Raw genomic sequence first — 17,190 nt, 5'->3', positions numbered from 1 at the left:
AAGGCACTCCATTTTGAAATGGGTGCCTTTTTTCATGTCAAAAGCTGTTTTTCAGTTCAAGCAAGGCTTGTTTGGCAGCTTGCTGTTCTGCTTCTTTTTTCGAGCGGCCGGTCCCGATGCCTTCCAGCTTATCCGCGATGTGCACGCGCGAGATGAACTCCCGACTGTGTGCCGGTCCGCGTTCTTCGATAATCTCATACTCGATCTGCCCCAGCCCGACCCGTTGGATCGCTTCCTGGAGCTGACTTTTAAAATCAGTTTGTTCTTCAAAAAATCCAGACGCCACTTTCGGAAAAACCGCTTCGGCGAGGAATCGTTCTGCAGCTTCAATCCCTTGATCGAGGTATAAGGCACCGATGAAGGCTTCAAATACATCCGCGAGTAGTGCCGGACGATTTCTTCCCCCTGTCAGTTCCTCTCCTTTACCAAGTAGAATCATTTCAGAAAACTCGTAATGATTCGCGAACTGGACCAGTGACGGCTCACAGACAATGGCCGCACGCAGCTTTGTTAATTCCCCCTCGGAACGTTCCGGGTAGTGTTGAAAGAGATAACGGGAGACTGTCAATTCAAGTACCGCGTCACCCAGAAATTCAAGACGTTCATTATCCCCGTCTGATTCACGCTGCTCATTCACAAACGAAGAATGTGTAAATGCTTGTTTTAATAGTTCTACATTCGCAAAATGAATATCCAGCCGTTCCTGGAGCTGTCCGAACTTCTGTTCAATTTGCGCCAAAGCCCGTGAGTCTTTGCGTCGCTTTACATAGGGTCCTTTTCGGACACGACGTCCTTTTTGATTTGTCATAATGCCTCCTAAACAGCTAAATCCCACCGCAAATACGCGGTGGGTTCAGCTTCATATATTAGACTTGTGTTTCGATGTAGCTAACGACATCGCCGACTGTTTTTAAGTTTTCTGCTTGGTCATCTTCGATTGTGATTTCGAATTTATCTTCGAGATCCATTACGAGTTCCATGACTTCAAGTGAATCTGCTCCGAGATCGTCTTTAAACGATTTGTCGAGTGTGATTTCACTCTGTTCTTTACCTAATTTCTCTGCAATTGCTTCTTGCACGTCTACTAAAATTTGTTCTTTTGTCATTTTAAAATCCCTCCATGAGTTGAGTATATAAGATGATTGCCAATTTGGCAAAGTACTACCACAGTTCACTTACATTGTCATGCCGCCATCGACTGCCAAAGTTTGACCAGTGATGTAACGGGCATTGTCTGATGCGATGAAACTGACGAGCGATGCAATATCGTCCGTCTGACCAAATCGTTTTAACGGAATTTGATCGAGCGTCTGATTACGTTGCGCTTCTGTCAATTCATCCGTCATATCGGTTTCAATGAAACCGGGACAAATCGCATTTGCCGTAACGCCTTTACTTGCCAGTTCACGTGCGACCGACTTCGTAAATCCGATCAGTCCCGCTTTCGCCGCTACATAGTTGGCTTGACCGGGATTACCGGTAATGCCGACGACGGAAGCGATATTGATGATACGACCGCTCGTTTTTAACAACGGCCGCGTCGCCGCTTGTGTCACAAGAAAGGCACCTTTTAAATTGGTGTTTAGAACCGCATCGAAATCTGCTTCTTTCATTCGCATTAACAGACCGTCACGCGTGATTCCGGCATTGTTGACGACACAATCCAACTGACCGTAAGTATCCAGTGCCGTTTTCAGCAATGCCTTGACTTGCTCGGCATCAGCCACGTCTGCCTGGACGGCGATGGCCTCACCGCCCGCATCGACGATAGCCGAAACAACTTCTTCTGCTTTTGCTGTATTCCCGGCGTAGTTCACGACGATCCGGAATCCGTCTGCCGCCAACCGTTTGGCGATAGCGGCTCCGATTCCACGTGAGGCGCCGGTGACGAGTGCTACCTTATTCAACGAATCGCCTCCGCTTCCAATTGTTCAAGTGTCGTGATGCTGACAATCTTGACGTCTTTTTTAATCCGCTTGACGAGACCGCTGAGCGGTGACGAAGGACCGAATTCAATGAATGTATCCGCACCTTCTGCAATCAATTTTTCCACACAGGCTTCAAAACGAACCGGTGAATACAATTGTTGGACAAGTAAACGGATCAACTCATCCGGCTGATCGTGGAAATCACTGTCGACATTCGAGATGAATTTCGTTTTTGCCGCCTGGAATGGTGAAGAAACTAAGATATCTTCGAACCGTGAGGCAAACGGTGTCATTAACGACGAGTGGAATGCTCCTGATACATCAAGCGGCAGGACACGTTTCGCGCCCAACTCTTTTAATTTCGCAGTCGCCGTCTCGACAGCTGCAACTTGTCCTGAAATCACGAATTGTCCGGGACAGTTGTAATTGGCGATTTGAACGATTTCTCCCGTTGCCGCAATGGACTCGACAGCATGATGGGCTGCTTCGACGTCGTTTAAACCGATGACAGCTGCCATCGTCCCGCCCGTCACTTGATTCATCAGATTTCCTCGTTCGCGTACGAGATAAACTGCTTCACTTGCCGTTAAGACAGATGCGGCAACGAGTGCACTGTACTCTCCGACGCTATGTCCGAGTACGAAGTCCGGCCGATGACCAAGCGCCGCATAACGATTCGCAAGCAACGTACTGTGTGCAACGATGGCAGGTTGTGCGATTTCCGTCGGTTTCAAATCTTCTTTTGTCCCTGTCGTCAACAGATCCGTTAAATCAAGACCAATCCGTGTCCCGAGGTCCATCAATGCTTGACGTGACTCTTCATGATGGAGAAGTGTTTGTCCCATTCCTGGCATTTGTGATCCTTGACCTGGGAACATCCAAACCGTTTTACCCATCCGTCTCACCCCTTTAGATTTCTTTCGTTTTTTTTGCCTCGATGATTTTTGTAACTACCTGCTGTTCGACCATCTGCTCTGCTTGTACCAACGCCCTGCTGAACGCGTAGGCATTACTCGAACCGTGGGCTTTGATGACCGGAGCGGCAATCCCGAATAATCCGGCTCCGCCGTATTCTTCATAAGCAAGCAGTTGTTTCATTTTTTTCAGCTTCGGTTTTAAAATCAAAGCCGCGATTTTTGAACTGAATGAACTCATGAATTGTTCTTTCATGACGCCCATGATCATACTGGCGGCGCCTTCTGTGCTCTTTAACAGCGTGTTTCCGGCGAAGCCTTCCGTCACGATGACATCCACTTCCCCGCTCATCGCTTCTCGCGCTTCGACATTCCCGACAAAATGGATGGGCGCGGTCTCAAGCAGAGGATAGGTCTCTTTCGTCAGGGCATTCCCTTTACCGGCTTCTGATCCGATATTCAGCAAGGCCACTTTCGGTTGTTTGATTCCTCTGACTTGTTCTGCGTAGACCGACCCCATGATCGCATAATCTAAAAGATGTTCGGCTTTTGCGTCTGGATTGGCACCGACATCCAAGATGACGACCCCTTTTCCATTTCGTGTCGGGAACGTCGGCGCTAATGCCGGACGGTCAATCCCTTCAATCCGACCAATCACGAACAATCCGGCTGTCATGAGTGCACCCGTGTTGCCTGCTGAAATCAAAGCATCTGCTTCATTTGATTTCACCAGGTTTGCAGCCACCACGAGTGAGCTGTCTTTCTTGCGACGGATTGCTCGGACCGGTTCGTCTTCTCCGGTAATGACGGATGCGGCGTGAACGATTTTCACACGCGGATCCTTAATGTCATACGAACGTAATTTCAATTCGTCGCCGACCAGACGGATTTCAATTTGTTCCGTCGGACGCTCTGCTAAAAATTGAACGACTCCTTCTACGATGGCGCGTGGAGCATGATCTCCTCCCATTGCGTCTACTGCTAAAATCATTTTGACTCCTCCTTACTACTTCGATACACCGTAAATTCACCGATGAACACACACTCATCGCCGACAAAACTCTCGACGTTGATGTCCGATCGGCCATCCTGCCGGTGCGAACTGACGAATGCTTTTGCCACGACACGTTCACCGACGTGAACGGACCGTGTAAACTGGACGTTGGCTTTTGTCGTCAAAGCCAGTTCATCATCAATCAAGGCGATGGCTAATGAATTGGCTTGGGCAAACAAAATATGTCCGCGGGCAATGGCATTTCGGCTGAACGCGTGTTCCGGTAGGATTTCTAAAATCGAAATTGCCGATGTATCTAGTTTCAGGTCAATCATATCACCAATGACTTCATTTTCAGTCAATGTACGCACATCATCTAGCCGTTCCGTCGCGACGTGTTTAATCCGTTCACGTAATTCCGGAATCTTCATTTCCATCCGGTCCAGTCGAATGGTCTGGATACTGACATTGAAATGAGTGGCTAATGCTTCATCCGTAATGAACGGATTTTGTTCAATTGTATGCTGTAGTTCAGTTTGTCGCTCTTTTTTAGGTACCCGCATGTACGTTCCTCCCACAAGAAGGATAACTACCATTATTACCTGGTACTAATAGTAGTATATATCCCTTGTTGTTCACTTTCAAGTATTATTCGATTCTTTCTCCGTCCAGTAGTCCCTGCTGTTCGATATATCGGCGTAAAACCGCGTACTCCGGATGTTGCCAAAAGGCATCGGAACGGAGCAGACGAACCGCGTCGTTTCGCGCCGTCTCCATCACCTGGATGTCGAGTGCCGGATCGGTCAACACAAACCGGGGCAAGCCGCTTTGCTCGGTCCCAAAAAAGTTTCCGGCTCCGCGTAACTCAAGGTCCTTTTCTGCCAACTTAAATCCGTCGTTCGTTTCCGTCATCGTTTTAATCCGTTCTTTTCCGGTATCGGAAGACGGATCGGCGATCAAGATACAAAAAGACTGGGTTGCGCCCCGACCGACCCGACCGCGCAACTGGTGTAATTGTGCCAGTCCAAAGCGTTCCGCGTCGTAAATGACGATGATCGATGCGTTTGGAACGTTGACGCCGACTTCGACGACGGTCGTCGAGACGAGAACTTGGACTTGATTTTCCTTAAAGGCCTGCATGACGTCGTCTTTTTCGGACGAACTGAGCCGACCGTGCATCAATCCGACACGTTGTGCGGAAAACCGTTCCGTCAAAAGCACGTGCAGTTCAATGGCATTTTGAACATCAAGCGATTCAGATTCCTCAATCAGTGGCGTGATGACATACGCTTGATGACCGAGCAGTAACTCTTTTTCGACAAATCCGAAAACCCGTTCCATTTGTTCCGGTTTTGCCCAATAAGTTTCAATTTCTTTTCTTCCTGCCGGCATCTCGTCAATGATTGAGACATCCATATCGCCAAACACAGAAATCGCTAGCGTCCGTGGAATCGGTGTCGCTGTCATGTAAAGAACATCTGCCTGTTCTGCTTTCGCCCGCAGGCGTTTTCGTTGTTCGACTCCAAACCGGTGTTGTTCATCCGTGATGACGAGATGAAGGTCCTTGAAGACGACCGTATCTTGAATCAAGGCATGGGTCCCGACCAATACATCGATTTTCCCTTGCCGTAACGCTTCCAGCAGAAGGAGCCGGCTTTTTCCTTTGACGGAACTCGTCAATAATCCGACTTTAATGCCGAGCGGCTCGAGGAGCGGTGCAAGCGAAGAGGCATGCTGTTCCGCTAAAATTTCCGTCGGCACCATCAAGGCCCCTTGTTTATTCGCACGGACCGCTGCAAAGAGGGCAATCGCCGCCACGACCGTTTTTCCGCTTCCAACGTCTCCTTGGAGAAGCCGGTTCATCCGTTCCGGTCGATGCATATCAGCCAAAATTTCGTCCGTCACCCGCTTTTGTGCTCCGGTGAGCGGAAACGGTAACGTGGCAATGAATTGATCGATTTCTTGCTGGAACAACGGTAAAGCAAGACCTTGTCCCTTTCGTTTCCCGAGGCGTAACGTCTGTAACTTCAGTTGGAAGTACAAACATTCTTCATACACATAACTTCTTCGGGCAGTCGTCAAATCTTGCCGGGTTGTCGGGAAGTGCAACCGACGCAACATCGTCATCCGGTCCAGTATTCGATATGTCTTACGAATGTTTTCTGGAATACGTTCCTCGAGCGCTTCGCATTCGGCAAAAGCCAGTTCGACGACCCGCCGGAACGTCTTCATCCGCATGTCCCCTTTGAGCGAATAGACCGGTGTCAATTCTCCTTCAATCGCTCCGAATTGTAATTCTGTCGCTGATATCGTCATCCGGTGTAAATCCCATTTGCCGCTGACCGTCACTTCTTCCCCGAGTTTCAACTGATCTTTATAAAAGGCACGGTTGAACATCGTCACGGTGACGCTGTAACGGTCTTCGACAAGCAAGCGGAACGTGAGTCGGTTTTTTCCTTTTCCGTAATACCGGACAAGCGCTTCCGATTGAACCTGTCCTGTGAATTTCACCTTGTCTTCATGGATTGCCTCTGTCAGACTGCCGGTCACAAAATCGTCATAACGAAACGGGACGTGCTCAAGCACGTCCGCAATCGTCAGCATATCCATTTCTTCGAGTTTACGGGCTAAATCGCGCCCGACTCCTTTTAAGGCGGTTACTTTATTTGATGGATTCATTCGAGAGTTCCCCAAAGATTTTTGATTCGAGCCAACGCCCCGTCGGTGTGTTGGCGAGTCCGCCTTTCGCGGTTTCCCGTAAGGCGGACGGCATCATTTGACCGATTTCATACATCGCTCCGATGACTTCGTCACACGGAATCCGTGACGTGATACCGGCTAACGCCATATCGGCTGCAACAAGCGCGTTCGCTCCGCCCATGGCATTTCGTTTCACACATGGTACTTCAACAAGTCCGGCAACCGGATCGCAGACCAGTCCGAGCATGTTCTTAAGGGCAATCGCAAACGCGTGGGCCGATTGATCAGGTGTTCCACCTGCCATTTCAACGATTGCCGCCGCTGCCATGGCCGTTGCCGAACCGACTTCCGCCTGACATCCGCCTGCCGCGCCGGAAATGGACGCATTGTTCGCTACAACAAAACCGAACGCACCGGATGTAAACAAGAAACGCAGCATCTGTTCGCGACTCGGATTCAAACGTTCCCGAACTGCGAATAACGTTCCCGGAACGACGCCTGCACTACCCGCTGTCGGTGTGGCACAGATTTTTCCCATGGCCGCATTGACTTCATTTGTGCCAATCGCCTTGCTGACGGCGTCTAACAACAGATCGCCGGATAATCCTCGCCCGCTTGCCCGGTATCGCTGTAACAACACAGCATCGCCACCGGTCAGACCAGTAACCGATTCGACACCATCTCCTGTCAGTGACCGTTCGACTGCTGCTTCCATGACTTCAAGATTCCGTTCCATCATCCCGAGGACTTCATCACGTTCGAGGTGCCGGACCGTCATTTCCTGTTCAATCATGATTTCTGAAATCGGTACATTTTTTTCAGTCGCCAGTGCGACGAGTTCTTTTACGGATTTAAACATCTCTTCACTCTCCCATCATGACAGAACGCTCGACTTGTGGTAAACGGTTGATTTCTTCGAGTACAGCAGTCGGCATGCGGTCGTCGATTTCGATCGCCATTAATGCCTGCTTGCCTTTTTCGTGCCGCGATACTTCCATGTGACCGATGTTGATTTCATAATCGGCCAAAATACTTGTGACGGCTGCGATCGCCCCAAAGCGGTCATGGTGCAGGACGATCAGGGCCGGTCCACCGCCTGACAGCTTCAATGGCACTCCGTTCAACTCAGTAATCTCAATCGTTCCCCCGCCGATTGAAATGCCTACGAGTTCAAACTCCGCCTGTCCATCCGTCAAATGAACACGTGCCGTATTCGGATGATCCGTCAATGCCTCACTCGTTTCAAAATGAATCCGGATTCCTTTTTGTTCCGCAATTTTAATTGATTCCGGAATCCGGTCGTCAAACGTATCATAGCCGAGGACACCGCCGATAATGGCGACGTCCGTTCCGTGTCCCCGGTACGTGTCTGCAAATGACCCATAAAACGTAATCGTAATATCCGTCGGCTGTTCGCCAAACAATTTCCCCGCCATCAATCCAATCCGTGCTGCCCCCGCCGTATGCGAACTGGATGGTCCGACCATGATTGGACCGATGATATCAAATACACTCCGATACTTCATCTTCTTTTCCCCTCTCTTTCAACTAAACAAAAATCCCACCTCTATTATCGCAGATGGTGGGATATGTGAAAAGGTACGTTCACGTTTTATATTATTCGACGCTTAAAATGTAAGAATAGAGCGGTTGTTTTCCGTCATGAACTTCCACTTCTGCGTCTGGATTAACCGATTCGATATAAGCGACGAGTTCGTCGACTTCATCTTGCGAAACCCCTTCACCGAACAAGACCGTGATGATTTCATCGTCTTCCGTGACCAGTGTATCAACTAGCTTTTTGACGGCGCCAAGGCTTGAATGATCCGTTGCAACGATTTGTTTCTCGGCAATCGCCATATGATCATCTTTCTTGATTTCAACTCCGTCGATGCTCGTATCACGGACGGCATACGTCACTTGACCGGATTTGACGGCTGCGATTGCATCCATCATGTGCCGCTCGTTCTCTTCGACCGTCGCTTCCGGATTGTAGACGATCGTTGCCGCCAATCCTTGAGGAACGGTCTTCGATTTCACGACCGTCACACCACAAGAAGCAACTGATGCCGCTTGTTCTGCTGCCATGATGATATTCGAGTTGTTCGGATACACGTAGACGTGTTCCGCATGGGCATCTTCAATTGCTTTGACGATGTCTTCCGTTGACGGGTTCATCGTTTGTCCGCCTTCGATGACGATACTGACGCCAAGTGATTTAAAGAGTTCGCTGATTCCTTCACCCATTGCTACCGTTACAAGCGCTGACTGGGCTTTTGCTTTTGTCGCAACCGGAGCCGCCACTTGATTGACGCCTTCTTCTTCGAGGATCGTCGAGTGCTGTTGACGCATGTTTTCAATCTTGACGGCAACAAGTTCACCAAAACGTTGACCTTTCGTGATGACTTCACCCGGTGTTTCCACGTGAACATGAACCTTTAGTAACTCTTCGTCTGCAACGACGAGTAATGAATCACCGAATTCCGCGAGTTCGTTCCGGAATGCTTCTTCACTGAACGGCGTATCTGCTAATTTATCGTCCTGGAAACGAACCATGATTTCCGTGCAGTAACCGTAATGAATTTCTTCCGTTGACATGAAGCTTTGAGCCGATTTGTGATGCTCTGCTTCGACGAGTGCTTCCATGACAGGCGCATGCGGTTTCTCAAGCTCTTTCCCTTCGAGGGTCGCAAGGAATCCTTCATAGATACAAACCAGTCCTTGACCACCGGAATCGACGACGCCGACTTCTTTAAGTACAGGTAACAAGTCCGGTGTCCCTTCGAGTGACACTTTTGAAGCTTCAACGACACCGCGCATCAGTTCGAGTAAATCCGTTGTTGTCTCGGACTGGGCGATCGCTGCGACAGCTGTCTCGCGTGCTACCGTCAAAATCGTTCCTTCAACCGGTTTCATGACTGCTTTATAAGCTGTATCGACCCCTTTTTGTAAGGCATCTGCGAATTCCTTTGTATCAATCGCATCTTTTCCTTCGATTGATTTTGAGAAACCACGGAACAATTGGCTTAAGATAACGCCTGAGTTTCCGCGCGCTCCCATTAAAAGACCTCGTGCAAAGACCGTGGCAACTTCTGAGACCGAGTCTGTTGTTGTTTTGGCTGCTTCTTTTGAACCCGACGTCATCGTCAAATTCATGTTTGTTCCCGTGTCACCATCTGGGACCGGGAAAACGTTCAGCGAATCGACAAAATCCGCATTTTGATAGAGATTCGCTGCGCCATTCTGAATCATCTTGACCAGTTGCGCTCCTGTTAAACGATCTACACTCACTAAAGTTTCCTCCTCTATTCCCGCCTTAGACATTCGTCAAGCGGACTCCTTGGACAAAAATATTTACAGATGTCACTTCTAAACCAAGTGCCTGGCTGAGTGAATATTTCACACGGCTCTGGACGTTGTTTGCGACTTCTGAGATTTTCGTACCGTAACTAACAATGATATGCATATCGATGTGAACTTGTTCCGATACCTGACGTACGATGACACCGCGTGCAAAGTTTTCGCGTTTCAGCAGTTCAGCCAGCCCGTCTTTGATTTGTGACTGGGACGCCATACCAACGACACCAAAACATTCCATCGCCGCTCCGCCTGCAAGTTGCGCAACGACATCGTTGTCTACATCAATTTTTCCATAGGTCGTTTTCATCTCGATCGCCACCTGAGTAGCCCCCTTTGTTAATTGTGTTCTTCCCATAATTCTACTATAAGGACCTACTATTGAAAAGTCGCCGTACTGACTATACAATGAATATGTGAAAAATAGTAGCGGTCAAATGAACTTTTACCATCATCCTCATTCATTATTTTAAATTTTGAGGTTGTCTGTCAAGTTTTTTTCTTGTCAGCTACTTTTTTTATGTTGCAACCGTCTTAACAGCATGCTAAGATAGCAAAGTGTCTATTAGGACGAACGCAAAACAACATAAAAGGAGGCGGAACACATGGCACGTAAATGCTACGTTACTGGGAAATCGCCGAAGTCGGGAAACAACCGTTCACACGCATTGAACAAAACGAAACGCACTTGGGGAATCAACGTACAAAAAGTACGTATTCTCGTTGACGGTAAACCTAAAAAGGTTTGGGTTTCAGCTCGAGCGCTCAAATCAGGTAAAGTCGAACGCGTATAAGGCGCAGTAACCGGATGGGAATCTTCCCTTCCGGTTCTTTTTTTGTCCTTTTTTTATTTTTCTTATAAACTAATTGTCTGAATAATTGAAAACGCTTACAATAAGTGAGCAGTTATTTTTTTCAAGGGGGAAGGGTCAGACATGCAGTTAAAAAGAGAAATGACAAGCCGGCATCTCTTCATGATTTCACTCGGAGGGATTATCGGTACGGGACTGTTTCTCGGTTCCGGATTAACGATTTCGCAAGCAGGACCACTCGGGGCGGTCCTCAGTTACATCGTGGGTGGGACCATTATGTATCTGACAATGTTATGTTTAGGAGAGATGGCTGTCCATATGCCGGTTTCCGGATCATTTCAAACGTATACGACACGTTTCATCGGACCGGGTATCGGATTTGCCGTCGGCTGGATTTACTGGCTCGGATGGGCCGTGACGGTGGCACTTGAAATTACGGCAGCCGGAAGTCTGATGGATCGGTGGTTTCCGAACACCCCTATCGTCATCTGGTGTGCCATCTTCACCGTCATTTTATTCGGACTTAACGCCGTATCTGCCAAAGCCTTTGGGGAGGCTGAATTCTGGTTCTCGAGCCTGAAAGTCCTGGCCATTCTATTTTTCATTGCGCTCGGGGGAGCAGCTTGGTTTGGCTGGATCGACATGACTGCAGAACGCCCGGAAAGTTTATTCGCCAACTTTACTTCAAACGGATTGTTCCCGAACGGTGCGCTCGGAGTCTTGACGACGATGATCGCCGTCAACTTCGCGTTCCAGGGGACGGAATTGATCGGGGTTGCAGCCGGAGAGTCGAACGATCCCGAAAAATCGATTCCGAAAGCGATCCGCAATACGGTTTGGCGGACGTTCATCTTTTTTGTTCTTTCGATTACAATCGTCGGCGCCTTAATTCCTTATGAAACAGCTGGCGGTATCAGCAGTCCGTTCATCATGGTCTTTGATGCGATTGGGATTCCATACGCGGCCGATTTGATGAACATCGTCGTTCTGACTGCCTTACTGTCGGTCGGGAACTCAGGATTATACGCTGCTACCCGGATGTTATGGTCGATGTCTCAAGAAGGTATGATCTCGAAAAAACTTGCCATCGTCAACTCTCGTGGTGTACCGATGCGGGCGTTATGCTTTACGATGCTGTTTGCGATGTTATCGCTTCTGACCGCCTTTTTCGCGGAAGATACCGTCTTCATCTGGTTGTTGTCACTAGCAGGACTCGGGGCACAAGTCGGTTGGATTTCAATTTCCGCTTCACAAATTGCGTTTCGCCGTCAATTCATCAAAGACGGGCATTCAGTCAGTGAATTGAAATTCAAGACACCGTTCTTCCCGGTCTTGCCGATCATCTCGTTCTCGTTAAACATGCTCGTATTGATCAGCTTGGCGTTTCAGGCAGATCAACGGATTGCACTGTATATCGGTGTTCCGTTCTTCCTCTTGACATGGGGTTGTTACCATCTGTTTGTTAAAGGAAAACATATTGCAGCTCAAACCGAGCGTCAGGCAGCCAGTTCCACATTAGAATCTTGAACTGCCTCCACCTACAGAGTCATAAAAAAACGCGTGCTCGTTAGGTAAGCCTAACGAGCACGCGTTTTTACTGATCTGACAAACTCCGTAATGCGATGACTTCACCGGTATGCACCGTCACGTTCGCCACTCCGTGCTGTGTCCATTCATTGCTGACGGTCAATGATCCGCCGACCGGCACGTCATGATTCGTCAACGGATACTTGACCCCGCGGAGGGTCAGACGTGTCGGAACGAGCGGGATGAAAGAGAGATAGTGAAATCCATCTGCCTCGATCTCATACGTCCCCGGCTGTAAGAAACGAACCTCTTCCCGCTTCGTCATCAAGCGAACTGCCGGAAATTGTTTTAGCAAATAGACGTTTTGAAGCGTCATATCAAGTCGTCCTCCGGTCGCACCGAATATGAACACTTCTGTTGCTTCATACTGTTGACTGACATGGCGTAAAGCCAGTTCCAAGTCGGTCTCATCCTTTTCAGCCGGGTGGATGATCGCTCCTTCCGGTTTGTATCCGAGCGAATCAAAGTCACCAATCGCCAAGTCAAAAGCGAGACCTTGCTGTGCCAATTCGGTGACACCTCCGTCAACGGCGATGACAACCGTCTTCTCATCCAGAAACGGTTTCAGGGACGGGATGTCTTCTGTCGGACCGGCCGCTACAATCACGACCCGCATCAGACACCTCGTGCCGAGTAACGAAGAAGTCGGGGCGCTGTCGTAAACAGAAGTCCTGCGACAATACCACATAATAGGTACGATGGAACCATATACGTCGCGTTATAGATCAACGAGTACGGAACGACCGGACCTTCCGCATATTCAGCGAAGAAGACGATTCCGCTGATGACGTGACAGACATAACGTAAACCTGCACCAAGCAATGTCGCGCCTAGTACAATTGCCATCAAACGGCCATTCTTCCCGGTTGCTGCTGCTTTTTTGACTTGCCGTGCGAATAGTCCGCTCAGTCCGACGACTCCAAACGCAATCGTATAATCGAGTAACGGCTGAACGACTGTCAGAATTTGCGGAGCGAACATCAGTTGAATCGTTCCGACGAGCGCTCCCGTCACGACCCCACCGATGACACCATGACGAAAGGCCATGACGAAGATTGGCAGCATCGCCAAACTGACCGAACCCCCTTGCGGCATTTTAAACGGGATTAATAAATCGAACACCACACCAAGACTTGCAAAGATTGCAATTTCCATTAACATTTGTAGCCGTTTCATCCTTTTTTCCTCCTAAAAATAAAATCGCAGGACGGCAAAAAGGCAGTACGACGAACGCCGTACTGCCTGCGTGCGCCACATCCCTACGTCCGTCTGAACGGAACAGGTTCGAAGGGTTAAAGTCCAATCACTTCTCTCAGCCGCTTGACGCGACACCCCTTGCGGTCTTCATTCAATTTTGATTCTGCTCTTATTATACGTGAGCGGCATTCCGAATACTAGTGATTGCTTCTGAATAATCCGGTGCATTGTAGATGGCGGAACCTGCAACAAGTACGTTTGCCCCATTCTCAATACATAATTTCGCTGTTTCCGCATTGACTCCGCCATCGATTTCAATCTCAAACGATAGATCGTGTTCCGCTTTCATTGCAGCCAGTTGATTTAATTTCTTCATGACACCCGGAATGAACGCTTGTCCGCCGAATCCCGGATTGACTGTCATCAATAAGACCATGTCCACATCCTCGAGCACGTGTTCGATCGTCGACAGCGGCGTATGCGGATTGAGCACGACACCCGCTTTCGCACCGGCTGCTTTGATCTGTTGCAGGACACGGTGGACGTGATTCGTCGCCTCGACGTGGAACGTCACGATATCAGCCCCTGCTGCAACGAAGGCTTCGACAAAGTTTTCCGGACGATCAATCATGAGATGGACGTCGAGAACCATATCTGTTTTTTGACGTAAACTGCTTAAGACAGGAAGTCCGAATGAGATGTTCGGAACAAATTGACCGTCCATGACATCGAAATGGATATAATCGGCACCTGCTGCTTCTACGGCTTTGACATCCCGCTCTAAATTTGCAAAATCTGCTGATAAGATTGATGGTGCGATTTTAATCATGTTAATACCTCCGTGTCCGATTCTTGATTTCCTCTACAAACATACCATAATTCGTATACCGGGAAGCCATGATTTCCTGGGCCTCGACGGCTTGTTTAACGGCACAACCAGGCTCATTCAAATGCAGACAGCCACGGTACTTACATTCGTCCTGTAAAGCAACAAATTCAGGGAAACACCACCGTAACTCCTCGAGTTCCATTTCATGCGGAAAATCAAGATTCGAGAATCCCGGGGTATCTGCAATCAGTCCTTCGCCAAGCGGGATCAATGTCACATGACGTGTCGTATGGCGTCCACGACCAAGCGCCTTCGAAATATGACTCGTTTCCAGTGCCAACGAAGGTTCCAAGGCATTCAACAACGAACTTTTCCCTACACCGGATTGTCCGGCCAGGACACTCGTTTTATCTTTTAACAACGGACGGACGGATTCGACTCCGGCCAATGTCTCACTTGACGTTTCGATGACGTGATATCCAATGGTCCGGTAAGCGGCAATTGCTTCCAATACCCCTTGTTCGGCTTCACCTTGTAACAAGTCCATCTTCGTCAAGATGATGATCGGTTGAATTTCCTTTGCTTCAATCAACACTAAAAACCGGTCCAGCAGATGGGCAGAAAAATCAGGTTCTGCTGCCGATACGACCAACAATGCTTGATCGATATTGGCAACCGGCGGGCGGACCAGGAAATTTTGACGGTCCTTTACTTCCAGGATATATCCGGTCTCACTTTCGATGTGTAACACGACCTCATCGCCGACGACAGGGCTGATGCCCCGTTTTCTGAAATTACCGCGTGCCCGTGAACGGATTTCACCTTGAGGCGTCATGACATCATAAAATCCACCCTGTAAACGGATAATCGTTCCATCCCGATTGTCTTCAATTCGATTTTCTGCCATCCTATGCCCTCCTTTGTCAGGATTAACGTCCTGCTCGTTATTCTTGTGATTTTGCCTGATTGTACGTAATCGTCTTCGCCCGGTACACTTCGTCATCTTTATAAATCGTAATCTTGCCTTCTTCTCCCGGATCAATCGTCAAAGGAACATCAAATGTTTCATCCTGATCAATCGATTCTTCGATGACGGTTCGTTTTCCTTTGGCATCTTCCGTCTCAATCCGGACGAGTTGACGTGGCGCAGGCTCCCCGTCTTCACTGACGCCATCATAGACTACTTTCTCGGGCAACGTCGCCGTGATGGTCTTTTCTTCCTCTCCGCGAGAAATAAAGACTGTGACCGAATCGTTCGGTTCGACTTGCGCACCGGCTTGCGGATATTGACGAATGACCTGATCGAGCGCGACCTCACTTGAGAACTCCTGTTCAAACGTTCCGTCCAGTCCCATCTCATCTAAATAAGCTTTTGCTTCAGCACTCGATAAGTCAGTCAAATCTTTCAGAACGAATACGGGTGATCCGTTTGAGACCGTAATGGTAATCATCTGTTCTTTCGCGATGACTTCCGTTCCAGCTGAAATGGATTGACGGATGACATTCCCACGTTTGATGTCTTCCGAGTCTTCCCGTTCGACATCCACTTTTTCAAAACCGCTGTCCTTTAAGATGGCGATTGCTTTTTTCTCTGTCTCATCTGAGACGTCCGGCACCTCGACCGGATCGCTTCCTGTCGAAACGATCAAATCCACCGTCGATCCTTTTTTAACCGTCGCCTGTTCACGCGGTGACTGACTGATGACGAACCCTTCTTCCACCGTATCACTTGAGCGTTCGGTCGATTCCACGACGAATCCCATTTTTTCAAGCTTCGTTTCCGCCTCGTCGGCATCCTTGCCTGTTACATCTGGTACGACGACCGTCGGGTCAGGCCACATGGCAAAAGTCGTTGCGGCTCCGCCCATTATGAATAACAACAATAAGATGATCCACCACGCACGTTTCTTTTTCTTTTCTGGTTTCGGCATCACGGTAGCGACCTTCGGAACCGGTGCTGTGTGTTCAATGTCGGCTGTTGGCAGGGACACAGGGCTGAGCACCATCGTCTTTTCCATCAAATCGTCCCCGCGAATTCCTTCATTGGCCCGTTCAGCTGACATCGCGGTCACCATGTCTTCTTTAAAGGCAGCAACCGTTTGTTGCCGATCATGCGGCGCTTTTGAAAGAGCTTGCATGATGCAATTTTCTAAGGCTTGCGGCACAGCCGGATTTAACGAGGTCGGACGACGGGCGGTATCTTGCAGATGTTTCAGGGCGACAGCAACCGGTGAATCGCCTTCAAACGGAACTTGCCCCGTCACGAGTTCGTACAAAAGGGCTCCCAGCGAATAAATATCTGATTTTTCATCCGCAAATTTTCCTTTTGCCTGTTCCGGCGAAAAGTAATGCACGGATCCCAGGACTGACATCGTGTGGGTCAGGGTCGCATTCGACATGGCGACCGCAATGCCGAAATCGGTCACCTTGACGGTTCCATCCTCACGAATCAACATATTTTGGGGTTTGATATCCCGGTGGATGATCCGGTGGGCATGGGCATGATCAATTGCATCACAAATTTGGCTGATGATGTCAATCGCTTTTGCGACCGGCAATGCCCGCCCTTCACAATACGTTTTCAGCGTCATGCCATCAATATATTCCATTACGATATAATAAATCGCTTCTTCTTCTCCTACGTCATAAACCGCGACGATGTTGGGATGATTTAAACTCGTCGCAGCATGTGCCTCTCGTTCAAATCGACGGATGAATTGTTCATCATGCGAAAACTCTGTACGTAAAATTTTGATTGCGACAGTTCGATTCAAGATTTCATCATATGCCTGATAAACGTTTGCCATCCCGCCATTTCCAACTAACCGTTCTATGCGGTAGCGGTCGTTCAATCGATCTCCGTAACGCATAT

18 protein-coding genes and 1 riboswitch are annotated in these 17,190 nt (G+C 48.8%); of the genes, 2 read left to right on the top strand and 16 right to left on the bottom strand.

The window, feature by feature from the left end; all coding sequences use genetic code 11:
* Positions 1–37: 37 nt before the first annotated feature.
* From rnc to KNP91_RS04485, 11 genes are all read right to left on the bottom strand, one after another.
* Positions 38–808, bottom strand: a complete 771-nt coding sequence (rnc, locus tag KNP91_RS04535) for a ribonuclease III (RefSeq protein ID WP_012370776.1) — start codon at positions 806–808, stop codon at positions 38–40.
* A gap of 58 nt (positions 809–866) precedes the next feature.
* Positions 867–1,106 carry an acyl carrier protein gene (acpP, locus tag KNP91_RS04530; RefSeq protein WP_012370777.1) on the bottom strand — a complete coding sequence of 80 codons (240 nt, stop codon included), beginning with the start codon at positions 1,104–1,106 and terminating at the stop codon, positions 867–869.
* A gap of 69 nt (positions 1,107–1,175) precedes the next feature.
* Positions 1,176–1,907 (bottom strand): 3-oxoacyl-[acyl-carrier-protein] reductase, encoded by a 732-nt coding sequence (gene fabG, locus KNP91_RS04525; protein ID WP_012370778.1) that lies wholly within the window; start codon positions 1,905–1,907, stop codon positions 1,176–1,178.
* Positions 1,904–2,824 carry an ACP S-malonyltransferase gene (fabD, locus tag KNP91_RS04520; RefSeq protein ID WP_012370779.1) on the bottom strand — a complete coding sequence of 307 codons (921 nt, stop codon included), beginning with the start codon at positions 2,822–2,824 and terminating at the stop codon, positions 1,904–1,906. The genes fabG and fabD overlap by 4 nt, the downstream gene beginning before the upstream one ends.
* Positions 2,825–2,837: 13 nt before the next feature.
* Positions 2,838–3,833: a phosphate acyltransferase PlsX gene (gene plsX / locus KNP91_RS04515; protein ID WP_012370780.1), complete on the bottom strand. Its 996-nt coding sequence runs from the start codon at positions 3,831–3,833 to the stop codon at positions 2,838–2,840.
* Entirely contained in the window at positions 3,830–4,399 is a 570-nt protein-coding gene (gene fapR / locus KNP91_RS04510) for a transcription factor FapR (RefSeq protein WP_012370781.1), read from the bottom strand. Before fapR ends, plsX begins: the two co-directional genes overlap by 4 nt.
* An 85-nt stretch (positions 4,400–4,484) precedes the next feature.
* Positions 4,485–6,515, bottom strand: coding sequence for an ATP-dependent DNA helicase RecG (gene recG / locus KNP91_RS04505; protein ID WP_214848872.1), 2,031 nt, complete (start codon positions 6,513–6,515; stop codon positions 4,485–4,487).
* Complete coding sequence (sdaAA, locus tag KNP91_RS04500) at positions 6,499–7,395, bottom strand: L-serine ammonia-lyase, iron-sulfur-dependent, subunit alpha (protein WP_012370783.1); 897 nt, start codon at positions 7,393–7,395, stop codon at positions 6,499–6,501. The genes recG and sdaAA overlap by 17 nt, the downstream gene beginning before the upstream one ends.
* A 4-nt stretch (positions 7,396–7,399) precedes the next feature.
* On the bottom strand, positions 7,400–8,062 hold the full coding sequence (sdaAB, locus tag KNP91_RS04495) for an L-serine ammonia-lyase, iron-sulfur-dependent subunit beta (protein ID WP_012370784.1): 663 nt from the start codon (positions 8,060–8,062) through the stop codon (positions 7,400–7,402).
* Between the two features lie 91 nt (positions 8,063–8,153).
* Positions 8,154–9,827, bottom strand: a complete 1,674-nt coding sequence (locus KNP91_RS04490) for a DAK2 domain-containing protein (protein ID WP_376778095.1) — start codon at positions 9,825–9,827, stop codon at positions 8,154–8,156.
* Positions 9,828–9,852: 25 nt separating this feature from the next.
* Positions 9,853–10,215 carry an Asp23/Gls24 family envelope stress response protein gene (locus KNP91_RS04485; RefSeq protein WP_026827974.1) on the bottom strand — a complete coding sequence of 121 codons (363 nt, stop codon included), beginning with the start codon at positions 10,213–10,215 and terminating at the stop codon, positions 9,853–9,855.
* Between the two features lie 283 nt (positions 10,216–10,498).
* On the opposite strand from KNP91_RS04485, the gene rpmB reads away from it, so the two are divergent.
* Complete coding sequence (rpmB, locus tag KNP91_RS04480) at positions 10,499–10,687, top strand: 50S ribosomal protein L28 (RefSeq protein ID WP_012370787.1); 189 nt, start codon at positions 10,499–10,501, stop codon at positions 10,685–10,687.
* Between the two features lie 141 nt (positions 10,688–10,828).
* Positions 10,829–12,232, top strand: a complete 1,404-nt coding sequence (locus KNP91_RS04475) for an amino acid permease (RefSeq protein WP_214848869.1) — start codon at positions 10,829–10,831, stop codon at positions 12,230–12,232.
* A 67-nt stretch (positions 12,233–12,299) separates the two neighbouring features.
* On the opposite strand, the gene KNP91_RS04470 is transcribed toward KNP91_RS04475, so the two are convergent.
* The 5 genes from KNP91_RS04470 to pknB form a co-directional block, all read right to left on the bottom strand.
* Positions 12,300–12,908, bottom strand: a complete 609-nt coding sequence (locus KNP91_RS04470) for a thiamine diphosphokinase (RefSeq protein WP_214848866.1) — start codon at positions 12,906–12,908, stop codon at positions 12,300–12,302.
* Complete coding sequence (gene thiT, locus KNP91_RS04465; RefSeq protein WP_214848864.1) at positions 12,908–13,468, bottom strand: energy-coupled thiamine transporter ThiT; 561 nt, start codon at positions 13,466–13,468, stop codon at positions 12,908–12,910. Before thiT ends, KNP91_RS04470 begins: the two co-directional genes overlap by 1 nt.
* Positions 13,469–13,531: 63 nt before the next feature.
* Positions 13,532–13,638, bottom strand: a riboswitch (TPP riboswitch).
* Positions 13,639–13,661: 23 nt separating this feature from the next.
* A complete protein-coding gene (gene rpe, locus KNP91_RS04460) occupies positions 13,662–14,318 on the bottom strand; it encodes a ribulose-phosphate 3-epimerase (protein ID WP_114595467.1) in 657 nt (218 codons plus the stop codon).
* Between the two features lies 1 nt (position 14,319).
* Positions 14,320–15,225 (bottom strand): ribosome small subunit-dependent GTPase A, encoded by a 906-nt coding sequence (gene rsgA, locus KNP91_RS04455; protein WP_214848861.1) that lies wholly within the window; start codon positions 15,223–15,225, stop codon positions 14,320–14,322.
* Between the two features lie 37 nt (positions 15,226–15,262).
* Positions 15,263–17,188 (bottom strand): Stk1 family PASTA domain-containing Ser/Thr kinase, encoded by a 1,926-nt coding sequence (pknB, locus tag KNP91_RS04450; protein ID WP_214848858.1) that lies wholly within the window; start codon positions 17,186–17,188, stop codon positions 15,263–15,265.
* Between the last annotated feature and the right edge of the window lie 2 nt (positions 17,189–17,190).

Origin of the sequence: Exiguobacterium sp. s138, assembly GCF_018618775.1 — a bacterium.
In the GTDB taxonomy this organism is placed as follows: domain Bacteria; phylum Bacillota; class Bacilli; order Exiguobacteriales; family Exiguobacteriaceae; genus Exiguobacterium_A; species Exiguobacterium_A artemiae.
Note: the sequence above shows the minus strand (reverse complement) of the source record. Positions and strands in the feature narration are given on the sequence as shown.

Coding starts and splice junctions, on each gene's coding strand:
- rnc (WP_012370776.1), bottom strand. CDS start 808: ATGACAAATCAAAAAGGACGTCGTGTCCGAAAAGGACCCTATGTAAAG.
- acpP (WP_012370777.1), bottom strand. CDS start 1,106: ATGACAAAAGAACAAATTTTAGTAGACGTGCAAGAAGCAATTGCAGAG.
- fabD (WP_012370779.1), bottom strand. CDS start 2,824: ATGGGTAAAACGGTTTGGATGTTCCCAGGTCAAGGATCACAAATGCCA.
- plsX (WP_012370780.1), bottom strand. CDS start 3,833: ATGATTTTAGCAGTAGACGCAATGGGAGGAGATCATGCTCCACGCGCC.
- fapR (WP_012370781.1), bottom strand. CDS start 4,399: ATGCGGGTACCTAAAAAAGAGCGACAAACTGAACTACAGCATACAATT.
- recG (WP_214848872.1), bottom strand. CDS start 6,515: ATGAATCCATCAAATAAAGTAACCGCCTTAAAAGGAGTCGGGCGCGAT.
- sdaAA (WP_012370783.1), bottom strand. CDS start 7,395: ATGTTTAAATCCGTAAAAGAACTCGTCGCACTGGCGACTGAAAAAAAT.
- sdaAB (WP_012370784.1), bottom strand. CDS start 8,062: ATGAAGTATCGGAGTGTATTTGATATCATCGGTCCAATCATGGTCGGA.
- rpmB (WP_012370787.1), top strand. CDS start 10,499: ATGGCACGTAAATGCTACGTTACTGGGAAATCGCCGAAGTCGGGAAAC.
- KNP91_RS04475 (WP_214848869.1), top strand. CDS start 10,829: ATGCAGTTAAAAAGAGAAATGACAAGCCGGCATCTCTTCATGATTTCA.
- KNP91_RS04470 (WP_214848866.1), bottom strand. CDS start 12,908: ATGCGGGTCGTGATTGTAGCGGCCGGTCCGACAGAAGACATCCCGTCC.
- thiT (WP_214848864.1), bottom strand. CDS start 13,468: ATGAAACGGCTACAAATGTTAATGGAAATTGCAATCTTTGCAAGTCTT.
- rpe (WP_114595467.1), bottom strand. CDS start 14,318: ATGATTAAAATCGCACCATCAATCTTATCAGCAGATTTTGCAAATTTA.
- rsgA (WP_214848861.1), bottom strand. CDS start 15,225: ATGGCAGAAAATCGAATTGAAGACAATCGGGATGGAACGATTATCCGT.
- pknB (WP_214848858.1), bottom strand. CDS start 17,188: ATGCGTTACGGAGATCGATTGAACGACCGCTACCGCATAGAACGGTTA.